This window comes from Pseudoxanthomonas sp., assembly GCF_035999195.1.
Lineage (GTDB): Bacteria > Pseudomonadota > Gammaproteobacteria > Xanthomonadales > Xanthomonadaceae > Pseudoxanthomonas_A.
Genome location: NZ_DASYGY010000004.1, coordinates 464,547 through 483,911, shown reverse-complemented (window position 1 = coordinate 483,911; position 19,365 = coordinate 464,547). Strand labels below are relative to the sequence as shown.

Sequence of the window (19,365 nt, the reverse complement as noted above, 5' to 3'; positions counted from 1 at the left end):
CCGGCGGTGTTAGCCGGGCTGACCCGGCAGCTTCACGTCGGCACGTTCGCCCTTGGCCACCAGCGACGCCAGGGTCAGGTCGCCGGTGACGTTGAGCGTGGTGCGGCACATGTCGAGGAAGTGGTTGACGCCCAGGATCAGGCCGATGCCGAGGGGATTCACGCCGACCATCGCGCAGATCAGCGCCACCACCGGCAGCGAGCCGGACGGCACGCCGGCCGTGCCGATGCCGCCCAGGATGCAGACCAGCATCACCATGAACTGCTGGCCCAGCGACAGGTCCACGCCGAAGAACTGCGCCAGGAAGATCACCGTCACGCCCTCGAACAGCGCGGTGCCGTTCTGGTTGGCGGTGGCACCGACGGTCAGCACGAAGCGCGACACCGTGCGCGGCAGGCCGAGCTTTTCGTCGGCCACGCGCAGCGCCGTGGGCAGCGTGGCATTGCTGGACGCGGTGGAGAACGCCATCACCATCGCTTCCTGCGCGCCGCGGAAGAAGCGCAGCGGCGAATAGCCGGCCAGCTTCAACGCCACCGAGTAGCTGACGAACAGGTGCAGCGCCAGCGCCAGCACCACCACGAAGACGTACTGGCCCAATCGCAGCAGCAGGTCGAAGCCGAAGATCGCCGCCAGATTGAACATGAAGCAGGCCACCGCGTACGGCGCCAGGCGGATGACCAGGCCGATCAGCGTCATCGAGATCTCGAACACGCCCTCGATGCCGCGCTTGAGGATGCCGGTGTTCTCGGACGGGGTGAGTACCAGACCGATGCCGAACATCACCGCGAAGAACATCAGCGACAGGATCGCCGCGTTGCTGGACGCCGCACCGATCACGTTGTCCGGCACGATCGACAGCAGCATGTCCATGCCGGTGGCCTGCGTGCCGACGCTGGCGACGATCTTCTTCGTCCGCTCGGCGTTCTCGGCGATCAGCTGCTGCGCCAGCGCCGGATCGACGCCGACGCCCGGTTTGAAGACATTCACCAGCACCAGGCCGAGCAGCACCGCGACGGCCGACAGCACGATGGTGTAGGCCAGCGTCTTCCAGCCGATCCTGCCCAGCGCGCGGATGTCGCCCATCTCGGCGATGCCGCAGACCAGCGCCGAGAACAGCAGCGGCACGATCAGCATGAAGATCAGGTTGAGGAAGATCTTGCTGAAGGGCGTGGTGACGTAGGTCGTGACGCTCTGCACCCAGCCCGCGTCGCCCTGCCCGGTGGCATGCACGATCAGCCCGACGATCAGGCCTAGCGCGAAACCGATGGCCATCTTCCAGTGCAGCGGCAGCTTGGCGCGGGTGGCGGGCGTGGCGTCGGTCATCAGGCGGTCCTGCGGATACAAAGGCCGGAGCTTAGCAAACCCGGTCTGGCGTCCCGTCCCTGCGCGAGGGACGGGGCCGCCGGGCCCACGGCATTGGCGTCCGTCCCGGCAAGAGGACGAACATATCGGCCCGGCTTCCCTTATCGCGGGTACAACGGCGGCAGGGGTTCTTCCGCCGCAACCGCCTCCACGCCCCGCCACTGCGGACCGCCGCGAAATGCCTCGCGCAGCGCCAGGCGGGCCTGCGCCGGATCGCCGCCGGCCCAGCGGGCACGCCGCAGCAGGTCCACTGCGGCGCGCTGCACCGGCACTGCGAGGCGCCGCTGCAGGTCGTCGAGATCGACGGCTCTCGGGCGCGCCATGCCGCACAGCACATGCTCGATATCGTCGAGATCGCCGGCATCGAGCACGCGCTTGAGGTCAGAGGCCGTGTGGGTGGCGGTCGATGCCGTCGATGCAGGCATGCCGGACGCCCGCGGCGCGCTCGCCACATGCGGGTCCCTCTGGCGACGGGACAGTCCCCACAGCAGCGTCGCCAGCCAGAGCAGGGCGAACCCCGCCGCCAGCCAGGGCCAGATCCGGGCAGGGATGCCGCGCTCGCCGGCCAGCGGGATGACGCCCTCCTCCGCCGCGTCCTGCGGTATCGCGGTCGCAGGACCGGTCGCTGCCGGACGTGCCGCCTGGCCATTGCCGACCACCACCGGTATCGTCATGTCGGGCAACGTCGCGCGCTTCGCCGCGCCGGCGCGCACGTCCCACCACGCCATCGCCACGCCGGGCACGGTCAGCGGACCGGGCTGCGACGGCACGATGGAATAGCGACGCGTGAGCTTCACCTGCGGCGTCCCGCCTACGAAGGTCTCGTCGTACTGCGGAGGCTCGGCGAACACCTGCGCGCCGGGCACGACGGGGGCGGGCAGTTCCGGCAACTGCGCCTGGGTGGCGCCGACGACGGTGGTCTCGACCGCGAGCGTGGCCGCTTCACCGGTGCGCATCTGTTCCGGCACGGCGGTGTACCGCAGCCGCAGGTCGCGCACCGGCAACCACGGTTGCGGCGCGTTCGCCGGCTGCGGCCGGACCTGCAGCGTGCGCGGCGCCCCGGTGATGTCGACCTCGCGGCTGTTGCCGCCGAGCAGGTCGTCCATCCAGCCGCCCGCCCCGCGTCCGCTGAAGCGCGCGCCCGGCAGCGTCAGCGGACCGCTGCGCTCGGGCACCAGCAGGAAGCGGCGCTCGGCCGTGTTGTACCGTCGCCCGTCGATCTCGCGGCTCGACTGCACGATCTCGCCGACCCGCTGCAGCAGCGCGCCCTCGGGCGGGTCCAGATCGAGCTGGCCGGACACCAGCGGCGTGGCGTAGAACAGCCGGACAGTGACACCGACCGACTGCTGCACGTAAGGACGTTCGTCGTCGACCTCGGTTTCGACGAACACCAGGCCGTTCGATGCGGCACTGGCCGTCGCCGTCGCACTAACCTCCAGCACCAGCGGCGCCGTGCGCTCGCGTCCCACCTGCAGCGCGGGAATCGACAGCGTGCCCGCGCGCCGCGGCCGCAGGGTCAGCGCGAACGTCGTGCTGCTGCCCACGCGTCCGTTCACCATCCGCACGCTGCGGCTGTCGGACTGGCCTTCCACCTCGAAGTCGCGCAGCAGCGGCGTGAGATCCGGCGTGGCGGAGACGCTGTCGGTCTCCACGTTCAGCGTCACCGCCTGGCCCAGCGTCACCTGCGACTGTTCCAGCCACGCACGCGTCGCGGCGAGCGACGACAGGGGCCACGCCAGCAGCATGCACGCCAGCAACCACACCCGATGCTTCATCGTCCTTCCCTCTGCCGGCGTTCCTGTTCGAGCCGGAACTTCGCCTTGAGCAGCGAGCCGGGCTCGTCCGGCACGCGTTTGAGCCAGGCATCGACCGCCTGCCGGCGCTCGCGCTGTTCGGCGGTTTCCGCCTGCACGACCGGTTTGCCCGGTGCGGACTGCGCTGCGCGCTGCGCGGATTCGCGCGCCATCGCGTCGCGCATGCGCTCGCGCTGCGCCGCATCGGCGGCGGACTGGGTGGCGGCGTCAGGTGGCGATGCGTCGGGCGGCGCGGAGGACGGCGCGGTCTTCGCAGCCGGGCTCTTTCCCTGCTCCTGCGACGATGACGCGTCCTTCGCCGGCGAGGGCGATGCAGGCTTCTGGCTCCCGGGATCGGGCTTCGCATCGCCCGGCGATCCCTTGCCTCCCTGCGTGCCGTCTCCCTGCGGTCCCGACTTGCCCTGCCCTTCGCCCGAGGACGGCGGTCGCCTGCGCGCGGCGTCGACGGCAGCCCGGTTCGCCACCGCATCCGGCATGCCGGGCTGCGCACGCAGCGCGCGGTCGTAGGCGGCGATGGCATCGTCGTAACGCTGCTGTTTCGCCAGCGCATTGCCGAGGTTGTACCAGCCTTCGGCGCTGTCGACGCCGGTGAACGCCTGCTCGGCCGCAGCGTAGTCGCCCTTCCGGTACGCATCCACGCCCTGCGCGACGCGCGCATGTTCCGCCTGGTCGGCGCGCCGCCACCAGTCGACGCCGGCCGCGGATGCGGGCGACGCCATCGGCAGCCACAAGACGCCGACCAGGGCGAGCGCCGCGCCGCGGCGGAAGCCCAGCAGCGCGAGCGCCATCAGCGGGATCAGCAGCCAGTAGCCTTCGTCGCGCCACGACTTGCCGCCGCTGGCCGTACTACCTTCGGTCGTCAAAACGGACGACCGCACGCCCAGTGCGGCGATGTCGCCGTCGTCCGCCGTCAGCGCGTGGTAGCGACCGCCGCCGGCCGTCGCCAGTCCGCGCAGCGACGCGGCGTCCAGCGCCGCGCGTCCAATCACGCCATCGGCGCTGCGGTAGGCAGCACCGGCTGCGCTACCCAGTCCCAGAGCGGAGACCGCATAGCCCTGCGCACGCGCGGCCGCCGCCGCATCCATTGCCGCGCTGTCCGCTCGATCGGTCAGGATCAGGATGTCGCCGCGTCGCGCGTCCGCCTGCGCCAGCAACCGCGCCGCCCACGCGATGCCGCGATCCGCACGCTGGCCATCCTTCGGCATGATGTCGGGCGCCAGTTCGTCGAGGAACAGGCCGATGTTGGCGGTGTCGTCGGTGAGCGGCGTCACGGTGAAGGCGTCGTCCGCATACGCCACCAGCGCGACGGGACTGCCCGCGCGCGCCTGCAGCACCTCGGCGAGCTTCGCCCTCGCCTGCAGCAGGCGCGAGGGCGGCAGGTCGGTGGCGGTGATCCGGCTGGACAGGTCGAGCACGACGACGAGCGGCCGCTGCGCCTGCCAGAGCGGCTGGTCGGCCTGACGCCAACTGGGACCGGCCAGGGCCAGCACGGCGAGCACGTACGCCATCGCCGCCACGATCACGCCGGCGCGCGCGCCGGTCCCGCCGGTCACCAGCAGATGCGGCAGCAGATGGGCATCGACATGGCCACGCCACGCACTGCGCCGCTGCCGCTGCGCGCGCCATGCCCAAGCCAGCACGGGCAATGCCGCCAGGGCCCACAGCCAGTGCGGGCGCAGGAAATGCAGTGCGGTCACGTCGAACGTCATGCCCGTCTCCGCGGGAGGAGGATGGCGAGCAGCGCCACCACGAGCGCCGCCGCGAGCGGCCAGGCGTAGCGTTCGATGCGCGGACGCACCGCCTTGCCGGGTTGCTCGACCGGCTCCAGCCGGTCCAGTTCGGCATAGATGCCGGCCAACTCGCGCGTATCCCGGGCGCGATAGAAGCGCCCGCCGGTCTGTGCGGCGACATCGCGCAGCGTCGCCTCGTCGATGGCCTCCGGCGAACTCGCCGGCATCGGCAGGGGAATGCCGAACACGCTGATCCCGCCGTCGCCGCCGAAGGCGATGGTGTGGATGCGTACCCGCTCCTCCTTCGCCAGTTCGGCGGCTTTCTGCGGCGTCAGCACGCCGGCGGAATTGACGCCGTCGGTGAGCAGGATGAGTACGCGCTGTCCGTCCTGCTGCATGCGCAGGCGGCGCACGGCCAGGGCGATCGCGTCGCCGATGGCGGTCTCGCGGCCGGCCAGGCCGGCGACGGCGTCGCGCAGTTGCTCGCGCACGGTCTGCAGGTCGCGCGTCAGTGGCGTCATTGCGTACGCACGCTGGCCGAACACCAGCAGGCCGACGCGATCGCCATCGCGGCGGTCGAGGAAGTCCGCGAGCACCGCCTTCGCGGCCGTCAGCCGATCCACCACGGCACCGCCCAGCTCCATGTCGGCTTCGGTCATGCTGCCCGACAGGTCCACCGCCAGCATCAGGTCGCGCCCGTTCACGGGCGGTGTCACCGCTTCGCCGAACTGCTGCGGCCGCGCGGCCGCTGCGCACAGCAGGAACCACGCCAGCCACGCCAGCGCAGCGGCCCGCCTGGGCAATCCCCGCCCACCCTGGCGTGCGATCGACTGCACCGAAGGACCGTAGGGCACCTTCAACGCATCGGCCCTTGAGCGCCGCGCCGGCAACAGCCAGCCCACCAGCCACGGCAGCGGAAACGCCAGCCAGAACCACGGCCAGGCGAAGCCGGCGTAGCCCTCCTGCAGCCAGTGCATGGCAGGCAACGACAGGCTCATCGCGTGCCCGCCATCAGTTCTAGGAAACGCGCACGCGCCACCGTCGCGGCGGAAGCAAGCTCGGCCTGCGTGACGTCGCGGCGATAGCCACCATCGAGCAGCAGGCGGCCGGCGCCTTGGGAGAACGCGTGGTCGCCTCGCCTGCCATCGAGGAACGCGAGCCACGCTTCGCCTTCCAGCCGGTCGGCAGCAGGATCCAGTCGACGCGCGGCCCGGCGCAGCCGTTCGGACATCGCGGCCACCTGTTCGGCAGGCGTGCCGGACTCGCACGCCGCATCGAACCAGCGCAGCCATGCTTTCCGCCTGCGGTACCGGAGCACGCGCCACACCGTCACGCCGAGCGCTATCAGAAGCACGGCGGCCGCCACCAGCCACCAGCCTGGCGCGGGCGGCCACCAGGACGGTGACGCGGGCAGATGCACGTCGCGCAGCACCAGCGTGCCTGAGACCGTCATCACGCCACCTGCGGCTGGGCGCGACCCAGCGCGGCGAGCCACGCATCGCTGGGCGCATCGGTCGACAGGGTACGTACCTGCACCCCACGTGCGGGCAGGCGCTCGAGCGCGCGTTCGAGGGGCTGCTGGAACTCGGCGCGCCACGCCTCGCGCTGCGCCTCGCTGGCCAGGTCAAGTTCGATGCGCTGGCTGCCCACGATGAACGGCAGGCGCTGCGACGGCGGGGCCGTTTCCAGCGGATCGGTCAGCAGCAGGACGACGACATCGTGGTGCGCGGCCAGCGCCGGCCAGCGCGACTCGGGAATGGACGCGAGGCTGTGCGGATCGGCAAGGACCAGCAGGCGCGACCCCGGCCGCAGCAGGCGTGCCGCATGGTCAAGCGCGAACGCCAGGCCCAGATCCTCCGCGGGTGGCCGTGCGTACCAGCGCACCAGCGCATCCAGCACCCTCAACGCACCGCGCGTGCCGCCGGCGGGAGGCACCGGCGCTTCCGCCATGCTGCCGCGCAGGATGGCGAGACGATCGCCTTCGCGTACCGCCTGCCAGGCGGCAACGGCACCGGCCCGCGCAGCCTGGACCGACTTGAAGCGCGTGCGGGTGCCGAAGTACAGCAGCGGCGACGTATCGGCGACGAGCAGCGTCAGCCGCTCACGCTCGGCCTGGAACAGCTTGGTATGCGTGCGCCCACTGCGTGCGGTCAATCGCCAGTCGATATGGCGGACGTCGTCGCCGGCGACGTATTCGCGCGACTCCGCGTATTCCATCCCGCGCCCACGCAACGGCGATGCGGAGGGGCCGGTGACCGAATGCCGCCCGTGTCGCGCCGGCGGGCGTCGTTGCGCGCTGGCGCGCAACGCGATCAGCTCGGCCAGGGTGGGCGTGATGCCTTCGCTCATGGCGCCGTGCCGTCCCGACTCAGGGCAGCGGAACCGCGTCGAGCAGCGCCTTCACCAGACGGTCGCCGTCCCAGCCTTCCGCTGTGGCTTCGTAACTGGGCAGCACGCGGTGGCGCAACACGTCGGGTGCGATGGCGCGGATGTCGTCGGGGGTGACGTAGTCGCGACCGGCCAGCCAGGCGCGCGCGCGCGCGCACCGCTCCAGCGCGATGGAGCCGCGCGGACTCGCGCCCCAGGCGATGCGCCGGGCCAGCGACGCGTCGTAGCGGGACGCATCGCGCGAGGCGAGCACGAGTTCGATCAGGTAGCGCTCCAACGCCGGCGCCAGATGCAGGTCCAGCACCTGCCTGCGCGCCTCGAACACATCCTCCAGCGGCATCCGCGCGACCGCGGCGGGAACGGACTGCATCTGCTCGCGCGCACGGTCGCGCGCCAGGCGCAGGATGTCGGCCTCGGCCGCCGCTTCCGGATACCCGATCTTCACGTGCATCAGGAAGCGGTCGAGCTGCGCTTCCGGCAACGGGAACGTGCCTTCCTGCTCGATCGGATTCTGCGTCGCCATCACCAGGAACAGCGCCGGCAGCGGATACGTGTGCCGGCCCACCGTCACCTGCCGCTCGCCCATGGCCTCCAGCAGGGCCGACTGCACCTTGGCCGGCGCGCGGTTGATCTCGTCGGCCAGCAGCAGCGGGTGGAAGATCGGCCCGGCCTGGAACTCGAAGCGTCCTTCCTGCGGACGCCACACCTCGGTGCCGGTCAGATCCGCCGGCAACAGGTCGGGTGTGAACTGCACCCGTGCGAACTCGGCCTGCAGCCGCGACGCCAGCGCGCGGATGGCGGTGGTCTTGGCCAGCCCGGGCGCGCCCTCGACCAGCAGATGGCCATCGGCCAGCAACGCGATCAGCAGGCGCTCGACCAGCGCGGACTGCCCGACGATGGTCTGCGACAGGTCCTCGCGCAGGACGGAAAAGCGGTCGAATAAGCGGGCGTCGGGCAGCGGGCTATCCATGGGCTCGGAACGGTCGGGTGCGCGTGGGACCTTCAGTGTGCCACGGGGGTTCCCGCCGTCCGCGTGCGGAACGGCATGGATTCAGGCGGAATTCGCTTCGGTTCGCCCCGGAATGAAAACGGGCCGCAGATGCGGCCCGTCCTCGTCTACATGGAATGTACGGATCACCGCTTGGCGACCGACAGCACCTTCGGGGTGATGAAGATCAACAGTTCCGCCTTCTCCTTGCTGCGACCCTTCTTCTTGAACAGGTTGCCCAGGAACGGGATGTCGCCGAGGAACGGCACCTTCGCCACGCTGCTGCGGTCGGTGAACTCGTACACACCGCCGATCACCACCGTCTGGCCGTCCTCGACCAGCACGGCGGTATTGATCTCGCGCTTGTCGATCGTGGGCACGGTGCCGTAGTTCTCGAGAACGATGAACTCGGCCACTTCGTCCTTCTTGACGTTGAGGTTCAGGAAGACGCGGTCGTCGTTGGTGATGGTCGGCATCACCTTCAGCTCGAGCAGGGCTTCCTTGAACTGCACGTTCGGCGTGGCGAGACCACCCTGGCCGGCGGTGATCGTGACGTAGCCGATCTCCCTGCCCTGGCGGATCACGCCTTCGCGCTGGTTGGCGGTGACGATGCGCGGGTTGGAGATGACCTCGCCGCGTCCCTCCTCCTGCATCGCCGACAGCTCGAGGTCGATGGAGAAGTTGCGGCCCAGCAGAGTGTAGGCCAGCGCGCCGGCGGCGGCATCCGTAAAGGTGTCCGCGGGCAGATTGACATTGAGGGCGCCGGGCGTGATCGGCGTGCTGGGATTGCTGATATTGCCCGCGTTGCCGCCCAGCGATCCGCCGATGCCCTGCCGGCGATCGCCGAAGCGACGGCCCTGCACGCCGAACCGCGCACCCAGGTCGCGCGCGAACGTGTCGCTGGCGATGACGATGCGGCCTTCGATCAGGACCTGGTCGACCGGGCGGTCGATCATCGAAATCAGCTCGCGCATCTGCGCGACCTTCTTCGGGATGTCGCTGATCATCAGCATGTTGGTGCGCTCGTCGGCGACGAGGCGGCCACGCGGGGACAGGAAGCCGTTCTCGTTCTGCCCGCTGCCGCCACCGCCACCGCCACCACTGCCCTGGTTGCCGATACCCTTGGCTTCGGTCAACGCCTTGAAGATGGCGGCGGCGCTGTGATAGTTGATCTGGACGTAGTCGGTGACCATGTCCTCGCGGTTCTCGATCGCGATGCGGGCGTCTTCCTTGTCCTGCTCGAACTTGGCCAGTTCCGGCTGCGGTGCGACCCAGACCACCGCGCCGTCGCGGCGCTTGTCCAGGCCCTTGGCGCGCAGCACGATGTCCAGCGCCTGGTCCCACGGCACGTTGACCAGGCGCAGGGTGACGTTGCCCTGGACGGTATCGGACGCGACGATGTTGAGGTTCGACTCCTCGGCGATCAGCTGCAGCACGGTGCGCACCGGCACGTCCTGGAAGTTGAACGTCACCGGGCGGCCGCTGTAGCGACGGGCCTCGGCGGCCACCTTCTGCGCGGCGGCCACCACGGCCGAGGCGCTGGTGCCGGACGTCGTGCCGGCGCCGCCCATGGCTTTCTGCGCCGCGCGCGGCACGATCTCGACGACGTATTCGTTGCCGGACTGGTAGGCCAGCGACTCGAAGTCGCCGCGCGTGCTGAGCACCAGCTGGGTGCCGCCGCCCTTGCTCTGGGCATCGACGCGCTGCACCGGGGTCGCGAAATCGACCACGTTGAGCGGCCGCTGCAGCGACGCGGGCAGCGTCGCATTGCCGACGCTCACCACCACGCTGTCGCCCTGGTTGCGCAGGTCGGGCGCGGCGCCCTGGCCGTCGAACTTGATCACGAGGCGACCGGCCCCGTCTTCACCGCGGCGGAAGTCGATGTTGGACACCGACACGGCCGAGGCGGACTGGGTGGCGGGGGACGTCGCGTGCGTCGTCGGCGAGACGGCACCTGCAACGCTTGCCGCGGCAGACAGGCCGATGGCCAGCCCCAGAGCGCAGAGCCGGAAGGTAGCCAGGCGCCGGGACGGCCGCAGGCGGTAGGCATTCGTAGCGGTCATCGTGTATCCCCCAATCATTGATCTTCAAGCGCCAGCGATGCCGGCCGTTCCAGCCAGCCGCCCGCGCCATCCGGCACTAGTTCGACAAGTTCCACGCCATCTTCGCGGACCGAGGTGACCCGGCCGTCGCTCTGGCCCAGGTAGTTCCCCGGACGTACCCGGTAGGTGACCTTGTCGGGCCCCATCACCAGTGCCACCAGACCTGCCCCCTTGCCGATCGTACCGACCATGTCCAGGCTGTCCAGCGGGTACTGCTCCAGTGTTTCCTTGCGGCGATCCGGGTCGGGCCGGAGCCCGCCGGTATCGGTGTTGCTCCAGGCGTTGCTGAAAGGATCACGCAACGTCTGTGCGGCGTACTCGAAGGTCTCGAACTGCTGCATCACCGGCAGCGGCTCCAGCGGAGGCGCAGGGCGCGCGCGCACGTCCTCCACCCACTTCTCCAGGTTGGGGGCATCGCCCGGCGTGCTGGTGATGCCGCGGGCGCAGCCGGACGTCACGAGGACGGCGAGGATCAACCACTGCCAGTTGCCGCGCATCATGGGGCTCCTCCCGCCTTCTTGCCGTCGGCCTTCGCCGCTTCGGCGGCCGCAGCCTCCTGCTCGGCCACTTCGGTCTCATCGAGGTAGCGGTAGGTCTTGACGGTGCCGGACAATTCCAGCGCACCGCGGTTGATGCCGCCCTTGCCTTCCTTCGGCTGCAGCGAGATGTCGTGCATGGTCAGGATGACCACGCGCGGCAGCGACGCCACGCCGCTGACGAACGCGCCGAACTGGTGGTAATTGCCCACCATGCGCAGCTGGATCGGCTTCTCGGCATAGAACTCCTTGAGCGTTTCCGGTTGCGGCTGGAACAGCTCGTTGGTCAGGCCGCTGGAGAGCGCCGTCTGCGAGATGTCGATGATCAGGTCCGGCATCTCGGTCTTGCTGGGCAACTGGCGCAGCATCTGCTGCAGCACCTGCTCCATCTGCGCCAGCTGCTGCTTCAGCGGCTCGAGGTTGGCGGCCTTGGCCTGCTCCTTCTCGAAGTCCTGGCGCAGGCGGACTTCTTCCTGCTCCAGCGATTCCAGCGTCTGCGTCTTGCCCCTCACGAAGAGGAAGTAGGACAGGGCGAGGATGAAGATCGCCAGCACCACGCAGAACCCCGTCTTGGCATTCTTGGGCCAGGCACCGATGTTGTTGATGTCCAGGTTCTTGAGCGACGTCTTCTGGCTCATGAGTTGCTCCCGGAAGCCGGGGGAGTGGCGCCGGCCGGAGCGGCGGGCGCGGGGGCGGCGGGTGCCGGCGCGGCAGGCTGGCCTTCCAGCGGCGCAGCGGCGGGCGGGGTGGCCGGCGGCGCCGCGGCCGGGGCATTCGGATCGGCGGGCTCGGTGCCGGCGGCGGCGGACTCCGCCTCCTGCTCGGCGGTCGGATTGGCCAGCCTGACCTGCAGCGTGAACACGTACGGCAGCGCGCTGCCTGCGCCGGTGTTGGTCAGCGTTTTGACCTCTTCCGGCTTGGCTTCGATGATCGACAACTCAGGCTTGGTCATCCAGCCGGAGGTCTCGAGGTTGCGCATGTAGGCACTGACGCGGGCGTTGGACTGGGCACGGCCCTGCAGCGTCAGCACTTCGCCTTCCTGCTTGATGTTGGCCAGCATCACGCCATCCGGAATGGTGCGCACCAGCGAATCGAACAGGTGGACCATCTGGGAACGGTTCGCCTGCAGCTTCTCGATGACTTCCTTGCGGGCCAGCAGACGGCGCTTCTGCTCGTCGAGCTTCTCGATTTCCTTGTTCTGCGCCTGGACCTTGGCGATCTCGTCCTTGAGGAAGTCGTTGCGCTCGGTCTGGCCGGATACCTGGCGGTCGTAGTGGAACCACAGCAGGAACGACAGCAGCAGGCCGGCGATCGCGGCGGCGCCCAGCATGACGTAGAACTCGCGCTGGCGCTGCACACGGCGTTCGGCACGCCATGGGAGTAGGTTGATTCTTGCCATCAGTCGAAGCTCCTCAAAGCCAGGCCGGTGGCGATCATCAGCGCGGGGGCGTCCTGCGCCAGTGCATGCGCCTGCACGCGCGGACCGAGGGTCATCTGCGCCAGCGGGTTGGCGACCACGGTCGGCACGCCGAGCTGCTCCTCCACCATCTCGGGCAGCCCGGGCAGCGCGGCGCAACCGCCCGCCAGCACGATCTGGTCGACGCGGTTGAACTCGCTGCCGGCGTAGAAGAACTGCAGCAGGCGGCTGATCTGCTGGACGGTGGCTTCCTTGAACGGCTCCAGCACTTCGACTTCGTAACTCTCGGGCAGGCCGCCCTGGCGCTTGGCCAGGCCGGCTTCCTCGTAGGTCAGGCCGTAGCGGCGCATCACTTCGTCGGTCAGCTGCTTGCCGCCGAAGACCTGTTCGCGGCTGTAGAGGCTGCGACCGCGGCGCAGGACGTTGAGCGTGGTCATCGTGGCGCCGATGTCGACCAGGGCCACCACGCCGTCCTGCGGGATCGGCAGGTCGGTGGCCATCAGGGCGAAGGCGTTCTCCACCGCGAACGCTTCGACGTCCATGACGCGCGCGGTCAGGCCGCCGAGTTCCAGCGCCGACTGGCGCAGCTCGACGTTCTCGGAACGCGACGCGGCGAGGAGCACCTGCACCATCTCCGGGTTGTTGGGCATGGGGCCCAGCACCTCGAAGTCGATGTTCACTTCCTCGATGGGATACGGGATGTAGTTGACGGCCTCGAGTTCGACCTGGGCTTCCAGATCGTTCTCGTCGAGGTCGGCAGGCATCGGGATGATCTTGGTGATCACCGCCGAACCGGCGACGGCGGCCGCGGCGTACTTGGCCTTGCTGCCGGCGCGATTGACCGCGCGACGGATGGCTTCGCCGACCGCCTCGACTTCGACGATGTTCTTCTCGACCACGGCATTGGGCGGCAGCGGCTCGACGGCATAGTGTTCAACCCGGTAGCGGTTGCCCACACGCGAGAGCTGCAGCAGCTTTACCGCAGTCGAACTGATGTCGACGCCGATCAGCGGCGACTGGCTTTTTGGGATTAGCCCCACGGTCTTTCCCCTTCCGACGGGCACTGGCGCATGACGTGCGCCGACATTAATAACCAACTTTTTACGCTTGGCAACCGACGATGACGTGGCTGTGCGGCTTGTCACGTTTCACGAGGGTTGTTCCCCAAGTCCCTGTTCCCCTTGGGATCACCTGTGGCGATCCCAGCGGTCATCTATACTCTGCCGTTACGAATTCTGCAATCGGAAAGCACTGGATGTCCCGTTTCCGTCGTCTTCTCCGTTGGACCCTCATCACGTTCCTGATACTTGCCCTCGCCGGCGCGGTCGGCCTGGGGGTGCTGTACTACACGGTCTCAGCCAAGGTCCCGGACATCCAGTCCCTGCGCAGCGTCGAGCTGCAGGAACCCCTCTACATCTACGCCAGCGACGGCCGGCTGATGGGCCTGTACGGCGAGATCCGCCGCTATCCGGTGCAGATCGACCAGGTCCCGGCCCGGGTCAAGCAGGCCTTCATCGCCGCCGAGGACAGCAAGTTCTACGAGCACAACGGCATCGACCCGACCGGCATCGCCCGGGCGGTCTGGCAGATCGTCAGCCGCAAGGAAGGCCGCGTGGCCGGCGGCAGCACGATCACCCAGCAGGTCGCCCGGCAGTGGTTCCTCAGCTCGGAGTACAGCTACACCCGCAAGCTGGTGGAAATGATGCTGGCCATGCGCATCGAGAACATGCTGACCAAGGACGAGATCCTGGAGCTGTACCTCAACAAGAGCTTCTTCGGGAACCGCTCCTACGGCGTTGCCGCCGCCGCCGAGTACTACTACGGCAAGACCCTGGACCAGCTGACCCTGGCCGAAGCCGCCACCCTGGTCAGTGCCCTGAAATTCCCCTCCAGCGGCAACCCCATCAGCAACCCCGGCCGCAACCAGCAACGCAGCGCCTACGTGGTCGAGCGCATGCGCGAGGACGGCTACATCACCGCCGCCGAAGCCGCGCAGGCCAAGGCCGAACCCATGCACGCCAAGCCGCACGAGCGGCCGGTCGAGGTCTACGCTCCGTATGTGGCCGAAATGGTGCGCCAGGAGATGATCGCGCGCTTCGGTCCGGAGGCGCTGACCAAGGGCTACCACGTCACCACCACGCTTGACGCCACCCTGCAGGCCGCCGCCAACGACGCCGTCCGTGATGGACTGGGCCTGTACGACCACCGCCACGGCTGGAACGGCGTCGAGCAGCACTTCGACGTGGCCGCCGATGCCGATGCGGCGGCCCTGGCCACCCATCTGCGCGGCATTCCCGCCCAGAACGGACTGCTCCCCGTCGTGGTGGCACGCGTGGCCGATGATGGCAGCGCCACGGTGGTGATGGCCGATGGCAAGGAAATCACCCTGCCCGTCGCCGCCAGCAAATGGACCGGACGCTCGCCCGCCAGGCTGCTCAAGCGCGGCGACCTGACCCGCATCAAGGCGGGCAAGGAAGCAGGCACCTACGTGATCGACCAGGTCCCGCGCGCGCAGGCCGCCCTGGTTTCGCTGGACGCCAACAACGGCGCTCTCCGCGCGCTGGTCGGCGGCTACAGCTTCGCCGGCAACAAGTTCAACCGCGCCACCCAGGCGCGTCGCCAGCCGGGCTCCAGCTTCAAGCCGTTCCTGTACGCGGCATCGTTCGAGAAGGGCTTCAACCCGGCCTCGATCGTGCTGGATGCGCCGGTCGTATTCCGCGACCGCCGCGGACACATGTGGCGTCCGCAGAACGACGGCGGCGGCTTCCGCGGCCCCATGCGACTGCGCGAGGCCCTCGTGCAGTCGCGCAACCTGGTGTCGGTGCGTCTGCTCGACGGCATCGGCGTGCCGTTCGCGCGCACGTACATCAGCCAGTTCGGCTTCGACGAGGCCGAGTTGCCGCCCAACCTGTCCATGTCACTGGGCACGGCCTCGCTGACGCCGCTGTCGGTGGCCCGCGGCTATGCCGTGTTCGCCAACGGCGGCTCGCGCGTGACGCCCTGGTTCATCGACCAGGTCAAGGACCGCGAAGGCAACGTGGTGTTCAAGGAGAACCCGGCCGTCGCCTGCCGCGGCTGCGGCACCGGCCAGTACGGCACCAGCGCGGCGGCCGCGCAGGTGGTGGACGGCTTCAATTTCGGTCCCGCGCAGGCCGCCAAACCGGCGACGCCCGCAGCGGCGAAGCCCAAGGCGGAGGAGAAGCCGGTCGACCCGAACGCGGTGACGGCGCCGCGCGCGATCGACGAGCGCACCGCCTACCAGCTGGTGTCGATGATGCGCGACGTGGTCCAGCGCGGTACCGGCACGGCGGCCAAGGTGCTGGGGCGCGAAGACGTGGGCGGCAAGACCGGCTCGACCAACGACCACCGCGACGCCTGGTTCGGCGGCTTCGGCGGCAACTACGCCACGGTGGTCTGGGTGGGCCGCGACAACTTCCAGTCGCTGGGTTATCGCGAGTACGGCGGCAAGGCCGCGCTGCCGATCTGGATCGACTACATGCGGGCCGCACTGAAGGACGCGCCGGTCGCGGCGAACGACCCGCCGGAGGGCATGGTCCAGGCCACCCTCAACGGCGTGACCGAATGGGTCAAGGTCGAGGACATGGACCGCATCCAGGATTACGACCTGTACGGTCCCGAAGACGCCGTGCCGGACGAGGAAGCGTTCGACATCTTCTGATCGTGCGCATCCGCTGAAGATCCCATGACGGCGCGCGTGCGCGGTCATCGACACGTCGGGCGCATGGTGTACATTCGCGGTCAGTTTCGACGCGGAGGCTCGCCATGCACCACGCCCGTCAGCACGCCGAAACGCGCACCCGCGAACGCCGCCAGCGCCTTGCACACGAAGCCGCCCGACTGATGGCCGAAGGCGGCATCCGCGATTTCCACCAGGCCAAGCTCAAGGCCGCCAGCCGGCTGGGCATCCACGACGACGCCTCCCTGCCCCGCAACCGCGAGATCGAAGAGGCACTGCGCGAGTACCAGCGCCTGTTCGCCGGCGAGGCGCACGTGGCGGGCCTCCGGCAGCGACGCGAAGCGGCCCTGCGCGCGCTGGACTTCCTTTCCGGGTTTTCGCCACGCCTGGTCGGGCCGGTGCTAGAGGGCACGGCCGATGCCGGCACGCCCGTCCACCTGCATGTCCACAGCGATGACCCGGACGCCGTGACCCGCTTCCTCGAAGAACATCGCATCCCGGCCGACTCGCGCGAGCGCCGGCTCCGCATGGACCGCGAGCGCGTGGCCGACGTGCCGGTATGGATATTCAGCGCGGAGGAACTGAGCTTCGACCTGACGGTGCTGCCCCACGACGCGTTGCGGCAGGCACCGCTGTCCAGCGTCGACGAGAAGCCCATGCGACGGGCATCGGCCGCGCAACTGCGCCGGCTGCTCACCGAAGAAGACATCGCAGGCTACGAACTGGACGCCGCGCGCCGTTGAGCCGACGACCTACGGCGTCACGCGCCGCATCTCGCTGGCGACCTTGTAGCGGCCATACCGCAGCAGCGCCTGGGTGAACGCATCCAGGTCCGCATCACGCCCACAGGCCAGCGTCACGTGATAGCAGCCCTCGCCGGCGATCTTGCTGGCGCTCTCCACGTCGGCATGCGATCGCAGGAACGCCTCGAACGCATCGAACTGCGGGGTGTCCATGAACACCGTGATGAAATAGCGCCGCAGGTCGCCGCGCAGCACGGTGAACCCCCGGATCGTGCCGTCGTCCATCATCCGCTGCACGCGCGTCGCCACCGCCTGTCCCGTCAAGTGCACCTGACGGCCGATGGCCTGCCACGCCATGCGGCCATCGCGCGCCAAGGCGGAGAGGATGGTCCGGTCCATCTTGTCGAGGGGCATGTCTTTCGATCCTCAAGGAAAACCGCGCGCCTTCTTGCGGACTGCAATTACTGCCTGCGCCGTCGATCCCTACGATGACGCGACATCCCTCCGCCAGGCAACCCATGACCACCGCCCTGCTCATCATCGACGTACAGAACGATTACTTTTCAGGCGGCGCATTCCCGCTCTGGAACGCCGAGACCACGCTCGATGCCATCGTTGCGGCCATCGACCGCGCACGCTCGCGGGGCGAACAGGTGATCCTGGTCCAGCACGTGGCCGCCGCGGCCGATAGTCCGCTGTTCCGGGCCGGCACGCCGGGCGTGGAGATCCATGCCCGCATACGCGCGGCCGCGCCCGACGCACCCGTGGTCGTGAAGCGGCACGCCGACAGCTTCCACCAGACCGGACTTGCCAACGTGCTGGCGGACCTGGGCGTCACCCGCCTGCGCATCGCGGGCATGATGACGCAGAACTGCGTGGTGTTCACCGCGCTGTCGCCGGACGCAGAGCGCTTCGATGTCAGCGTCTTGTCGGACTGCACGACCACGATCAACGAAGCCATCCACGGTTTCGCCCTGCATGGCCTGTCGACCCGCGTGACGGTGGAGCCCGACGCCTGACGCACCAGAAAGAAAAGGCCCCTTGCGGGGCCTTTCCTGCTTCCTCTGCGCCACAGGATCAGCGCTTGTCGGTCGGCACGTAGTCGCGCGGTGCGTAGCCGGTGTAGATCTGGCGCGGACGGCCGATCTTGGCCTCCGGGTCGACCTGCTGCTCCAGCCAGTGCGACACCCAGCCGGCGGTGCGGCCGATGGCGAACATGACGGTGAACATCTCGGTCGGGATCTTCAGCGCCTTGTAGATGATGCCGCTGTAGAAGTCGACGTTCGGATACAGCTTGCGCTGGATGAAGTACTCGTCCTTCAGCGCGGCCTCTTCCAACCGCATCGCCACTTCCAGCAGCGGATCGTCCACGCCCAGTTCGCCGAGCACCTTGTGGGTCATCTCGCGGATGATCTTGGCGCGCGGATCGAAGTTCTTGTAGACGCGGTGGCCGAAGCCCATCAGGCGGAAACCCGATTCCTTGTCCTTCGCCTTGGCGACGGCCGAGGCGACGTTCTTCGCATCGCCGATCTCTTCCAGCATCTTCAGCACGGCCTCGTTGGCGCCGCCGTGCGCCGGGCCCCACAGGGCGGTGATGCCGGCGGCGACCGAGGCGTACGGATTGGCGCCGGTCGAGCCCACCAGGCGCACGGTCGAGGTGGACGCGTTCTGTTCGTGGTCGGCGTGCAGGATGAACAGCAGGTCCAGCGCCTTGGCGACCACCGGGTTCACCTCGAGCGGCTCGCTCGGCACTTCGAACATCATGTGCAGGAAGCGGTCGACGTACTCGAGGTTGTTGCGCGGGTAGCGGATCGGCCAGCCGATCGAGTAGCGGTAGGCGGCGGCCGCCAGGGTCGGCATCTTCGCCAGCAGGCGGATGGCGGCCAGGCGGCGCTGTTCCGGGTCTTCCTGGTCGAGCGTGTCGTGGTAGAACGCCGACAGCGAGGCGACCGTGCCGGCGAGCATCGCCATCGGGTGCGCATCGTAGTGGAAGCCGTGCAGGAAGTTCTTCAACGACTCGTGCATCATCGTGTGATGCGTGACTTCATGCTCGAACTTGGCGAATTCGGCCGGGGTCGGCAGTTCGCCGTTCATCAGCAGGTACGACACTTCCAGGAAGCTGGAATGCTGGGCCAGCTGCTCGATGGGATAGCCGCGGTACAACAGCACGCCCTGGTCGCCATCGATGTAGGTGATGGCCGACTTGCAGCTGGCCGTGGCGGTGAAACCGGAGTCGTAGGTGAAGAGACCCGTTTCCTTGGTCAGCTTGGAGATGTCGACGCAGTCGTTGCCAAGCGTGGGTTTCAGGACTGGCAGGACGACGGATTTGTCGCCGGCATTCAGCGTGACCTGGTCAAGTTCGGACACAGTGTGCGCTCCTTCGTGGGGTAACGCCGGCCAGAGGTCCGGGCGGCGCGTGACGGGAGTCCAGGCCATGAGCCTTGGATGAACCGAATTATCGCACAGCGGTCTGGAGCCGTCGCTCGATACCGCACCAAAGTCAGACCAAAGAATGAGGCAGTGGACGCAACCCTGCGTTCCGGCACGAGGCACGATCGCGCGGGCGCAAATGCGAACGGCCGCGCACA

Annotated in this window: 17 protein-coding genes; 3 read left to right on the top strand and 14 right to left on the bottom strand. The window is 68.8% G+C overall.

The features are described 5' to 3' along the window. Positions 1-9: 9 nt before the first annotated feature. The 12 genes from VGN58_RS02965 to VGN58_RS02910 all read right to left on the bottom strand — a co-directional run bounded on the left by VGN58_RS02965 (position 10) and on the right by VGN58_RS02910 (position 13,377). Positions 10-1,323, bottom strand: a complete 1,314-nt coding sequence (locus VGN58_RS02965) for a dicarboxylate/amino acid:cation symporter (protein ID WP_327481470.1) — start codon at positions 1,321-1,323, stop codon at positions 10-12. Positions 1,324-1,463: 140 nt separating this feature from the next. Further along, positions 1,464-3,137, bottom strand: a complete 1,674-nt coding sequence (locus tag VGN58_RS02960) for a BatD family protein (protein ID WP_327481468.1) — start codon at positions 3,135-3,137, stop codon at positions 1,464-1,466. Then, positions 3,134-4,885, bottom strand: a complete 1,752-nt coding sequence (locus tag VGN58_RS02955; RefSeq protein WP_327481466.1) for a VWA domain-containing protein — start codon at positions 4,883-4,885, stop codon at positions 3,134-3,136. The genes VGN58_RS02960 and VGN58_RS02955 overlap by 4 nt, the downstream gene beginning before the upstream one ends. After that, on the bottom strand, positions 4,882-5,883 hold the full coding sequence (locus VGN58_RS02950) for a VWA domain-containing protein (RefSeq protein ID WP_327482052.1): 1,002 nt from the start codon (positions 5,881-5,883) through the stop codon (positions 4,882-4,884). The genes VGN58_RS02955 and VGN58_RS02950 overlap by 4 nt, the downstream gene beginning before the upstream one ends. Positions 5,884-5,900: 17 nt before the next feature. After that, positions 5,901-6,359: a DUF4381 domain-containing protein gene (locus tag VGN58_RS02945; protein WP_327481464.1), complete on the bottom strand. Its 459-nt coding sequence runs from the start codon at positions 6,357-6,359 to the stop codon at positions 5,901-5,903. Further along, complete coding sequence (locus VGN58_RS02940; RefSeq protein WP_327481462.1) at positions 6,359-7,255, bottom strand: DUF58 domain-containing protein; 897 nt, start codon at positions 7,253-7,255, stop codon at positions 6,359-6,361. Before VGN58_RS02940 ends, VGN58_RS02945 begins: the two co-directional genes overlap by 1 nt. A gap of 19 nt (positions 7,256-7,274) precedes the next feature. Further along, the gene (locus VGN58_RS02935) at positions 7,275-8,264 is read right to left on the bottom strand and encodes a MoxR family ATPase (RefSeq protein ID WP_327481460.1); all 990 of its coding nucleotides are present in this window, start codon (positions 8,262-8,264) and stop codon (positions 7,275-7,277) included. 164 nt (positions 8,265-8,428) lie between these two features. Continuing rightward, positions 8,429-10,345 (bottom strand): type IV pilus secretin PilQ family protein, encoded by a 1,917-nt coding sequence (locus VGN58_RS02930; RefSeq protein WP_327481458.1) that lies wholly within the window; start codon positions 10,343-10,345, stop codon positions 8,429-8,431. Positions 10,346-10,359: 14 nt separating this feature from the next. Continuing rightward, the gene (locus tag VGN58_RS02925) at positions 10,360-10,881 is read right to left on the bottom strand and encodes a pilus assembly protein PilP (RefSeq protein WP_327481456.1); all 522 of its coding nucleotides are present in this window, start codon (positions 10,879-10,881) and stop codon (positions 10,360-10,362) included. Next, a complete protein-coding gene (locus VGN58_RS02920) occupies positions 10,881-11,558 on the bottom strand; it encodes a type 4a pilus biogenesis protein PilO (protein ID WP_327481454.1) in 678 nt (225 codons plus the stop codon). Before VGN58_RS02920 ends, VGN58_RS02925 begins: the two co-directional genes overlap by 1 nt. Beyond that, the gene (locus tag VGN58_RS02915; RefSeq protein ID WP_327481452.1) at positions 11,555-12,319 is read right to left on the bottom strand and encodes a PilN domain-containing protein; all 765 of its coding nucleotides are present in this window, start codon (positions 12,317-12,319) and stop codon (positions 11,555-11,557) included. Before VGN58_RS02915 ends, VGN58_RS02920 begins: the two co-directional genes overlap by 4 nt. Beyond that, a complete protein-coding gene (locus VGN58_RS02910) occupies positions 12,319-13,377 on the bottom strand; it encodes a pilus assembly protein PilM (protein ID WP_345786028.1) in 1,059 nt (352 codons plus the stop codon). Before VGN58_RS02910 ends, VGN58_RS02915 begins: the two co-directional genes overlap by 1 nt. A gap of 215 nt (positions 13,378-13,592) precedes the next feature. Here VGN58_RS02910 and VGN58_RS02905 point away from each other — a divergent pair, with 215 nt between their 5' ends. Both VGN58_RS02905 and VGN58_RS02900 read left to right on the top strand, forming a co-directional pair. Continuing rightward, entirely contained in the window at positions 13,593-16,016 is a 2,424-nt protein-coding gene (locus tag VGN58_RS02905) for a penicillin-binding protein 1A (RefSeq protein ID WP_327481448.1), read from the top strand. A gap of 104 nt (positions 16,017-16,120) precedes the next feature. Continuing rightward, a complete protein-coding gene (locus VGN58_RS02900) occupies positions 16,121-16,777 on the top strand; it encodes a hypothetical protein (protein WP_327481446.1) in 657 nt (218 codons plus the stop codon). Between the two features lie 9 nt (positions 16,778-16,786). Here VGN58_RS02900 and VGN58_RS02895 read toward each other — a convergent pair whose 3' ends face one another. Continuing rightward, positions 16,787-17,191, bottom strand: coding sequence for an Lrp/AsnC family transcriptional regulator (locus VGN58_RS02895; RefSeq protein ID WP_327481444.1), 405 nt, complete (start codon positions 17,189-17,191; stop codon positions 16,787-16,789). Between the two features lie 104 nt (positions 17,192-17,295). Between VGN58_RS02895 and VGN58_RS02890 the strand changes: the two genes are divergently transcribed. Then, positions 17,296-17,796: an isochorismatase family protein gene (locus VGN58_RS02890; protein ID WP_327481442.1), complete on the top strand. Its 501-nt coding sequence runs from the start codon at positions 17,296-17,298 to the stop codon at positions 17,794-17,796. A 58-nt stretch (positions 17,797-17,854) separates the two neighbouring features. Here VGN58_RS02890 and VGN58_RS02885 read toward each other — a convergent pair whose 3' ends face one another. After that, entirely contained in the window at positions 17,855-19,144 is a 1,290-nt protein-coding gene (locus VGN58_RS02885; protein WP_327481439.1) for a citrate synthase, read from the bottom strand. Between the last annotated feature and the right edge of the window lie 221 nt (positions 19,145-19,365).

What these genes read in the sequence shown, in the direction of transcription:
- VGN58_RS02950 (WP_327482052.1), bottom strand. Translation starts at nt 5,883, where the DNA reads ATGCACTGGCTGCAGGAGGGCTACGCCGGCTTCGCCTGGCCGTGGTTC.
- VGN58_RS02915 (WP_327481452.1), bottom strand. Translation starts at nt 12,319, where the DNA reads ATGGCAAGAATCAACCTACTCCCATGGCGTGCCGAACGCCGTGTGCAG.
- VGN58_RS02890 (WP_327481442.1), top strand. Translation starts at nt 17,296, where the DNA reads ATGACCACCGCCCTGCTCATCATCGACGTACAGAACGATTACTTTTCA.
- VGN58_RS02965 (WP_327481470.1), bottom strand. Translation starts at nt 1,323, where the DNA reads ATGACCGACGCCACGCCCGCCACCCGCGCCAAGCTGCCGCTGCACTGG.
- VGN58_RS02955 (WP_327481466.1), bottom strand. Translation starts at nt 4,885, where the DNA reads ATGACGTTCGACGTGACCGCACTGCATTTCCTGCGCCCGCACTGGCTG.
- VGN58_RS02895 (WP_327481444.1), bottom strand. Translation starts at nt 17,191, where the DNA reads ATGCCCCTCGACAAGATGGACCGGACCATCCTCTCCGCCTTGGCGCGC.
- VGN58_RS02940 (WP_327481462.1), bottom strand. Translation starts at nt 7,255, where the DNA reads ATGAGCGAAGGCATCACGCCCACCCTGGCCGAGCTGATCGCGTTGCGC.
- VGN58_RS02925 (WP_327481456.1), bottom strand. Translation starts at nt 10,881, where the DNA reads ATGCGCGGCAACTGGCAGTGGTTGATCCTCGCCGTCCTCGTGACGTCC.
- VGN58_RS02920 (WP_327481454.1), bottom strand. Translation starts at nt 11,558, where the DNA reads ATGAGCCAGAAGACGTCGCTCAAGAACCTGGACATCAACAACATCGGT.
- VGN58_RS02935 (WP_327481460.1), bottom strand. Translation starts at nt 8,264, where the DNA reads ATGGATAGCCCGCTGCCCGACGCCCGCTTATTCGACCGCTTTTCCGTC.
- VGN58_RS02930 (WP_327481458.1), bottom strand. Translation starts at nt 10,345, where the DNA reads ATGACCGCTACGAATGCCTACCGCCTGCGGCCGTCCCGGCGCCTGGCT.
- VGN58_RS02945 (WP_327481464.1), bottom strand. Translation starts at nt 6,359, where the DNA reads ATGACGGTCTCAGGCACGCTGGTGCTGCGCGACGTGCATCTGCCCGCG.
- VGN58_RS02900 (WP_327481446.1), top strand. Translation starts at nt 16,121, where the DNA reads ATGCACCACGCCCGTCAGCACGCCGAAACGCGCACCCGCGAACGCCGC.
- VGN58_RS02905 (WP_327481448.1), top strand. Translation starts at nt 13,593, where the DNA reads ATGTCCCGTTTCCGTCGTCTTCTCCGTTGGACCCTCATCACGTTCCTG.
- VGN58_RS02960 (WP_327481468.1), bottom strand. Translation starts at nt 3,137, where the DNA reads ATGAAGCATCGGGTGTGGTTGCTGGCGTGCATGCTGCTGGCGTGGCCC.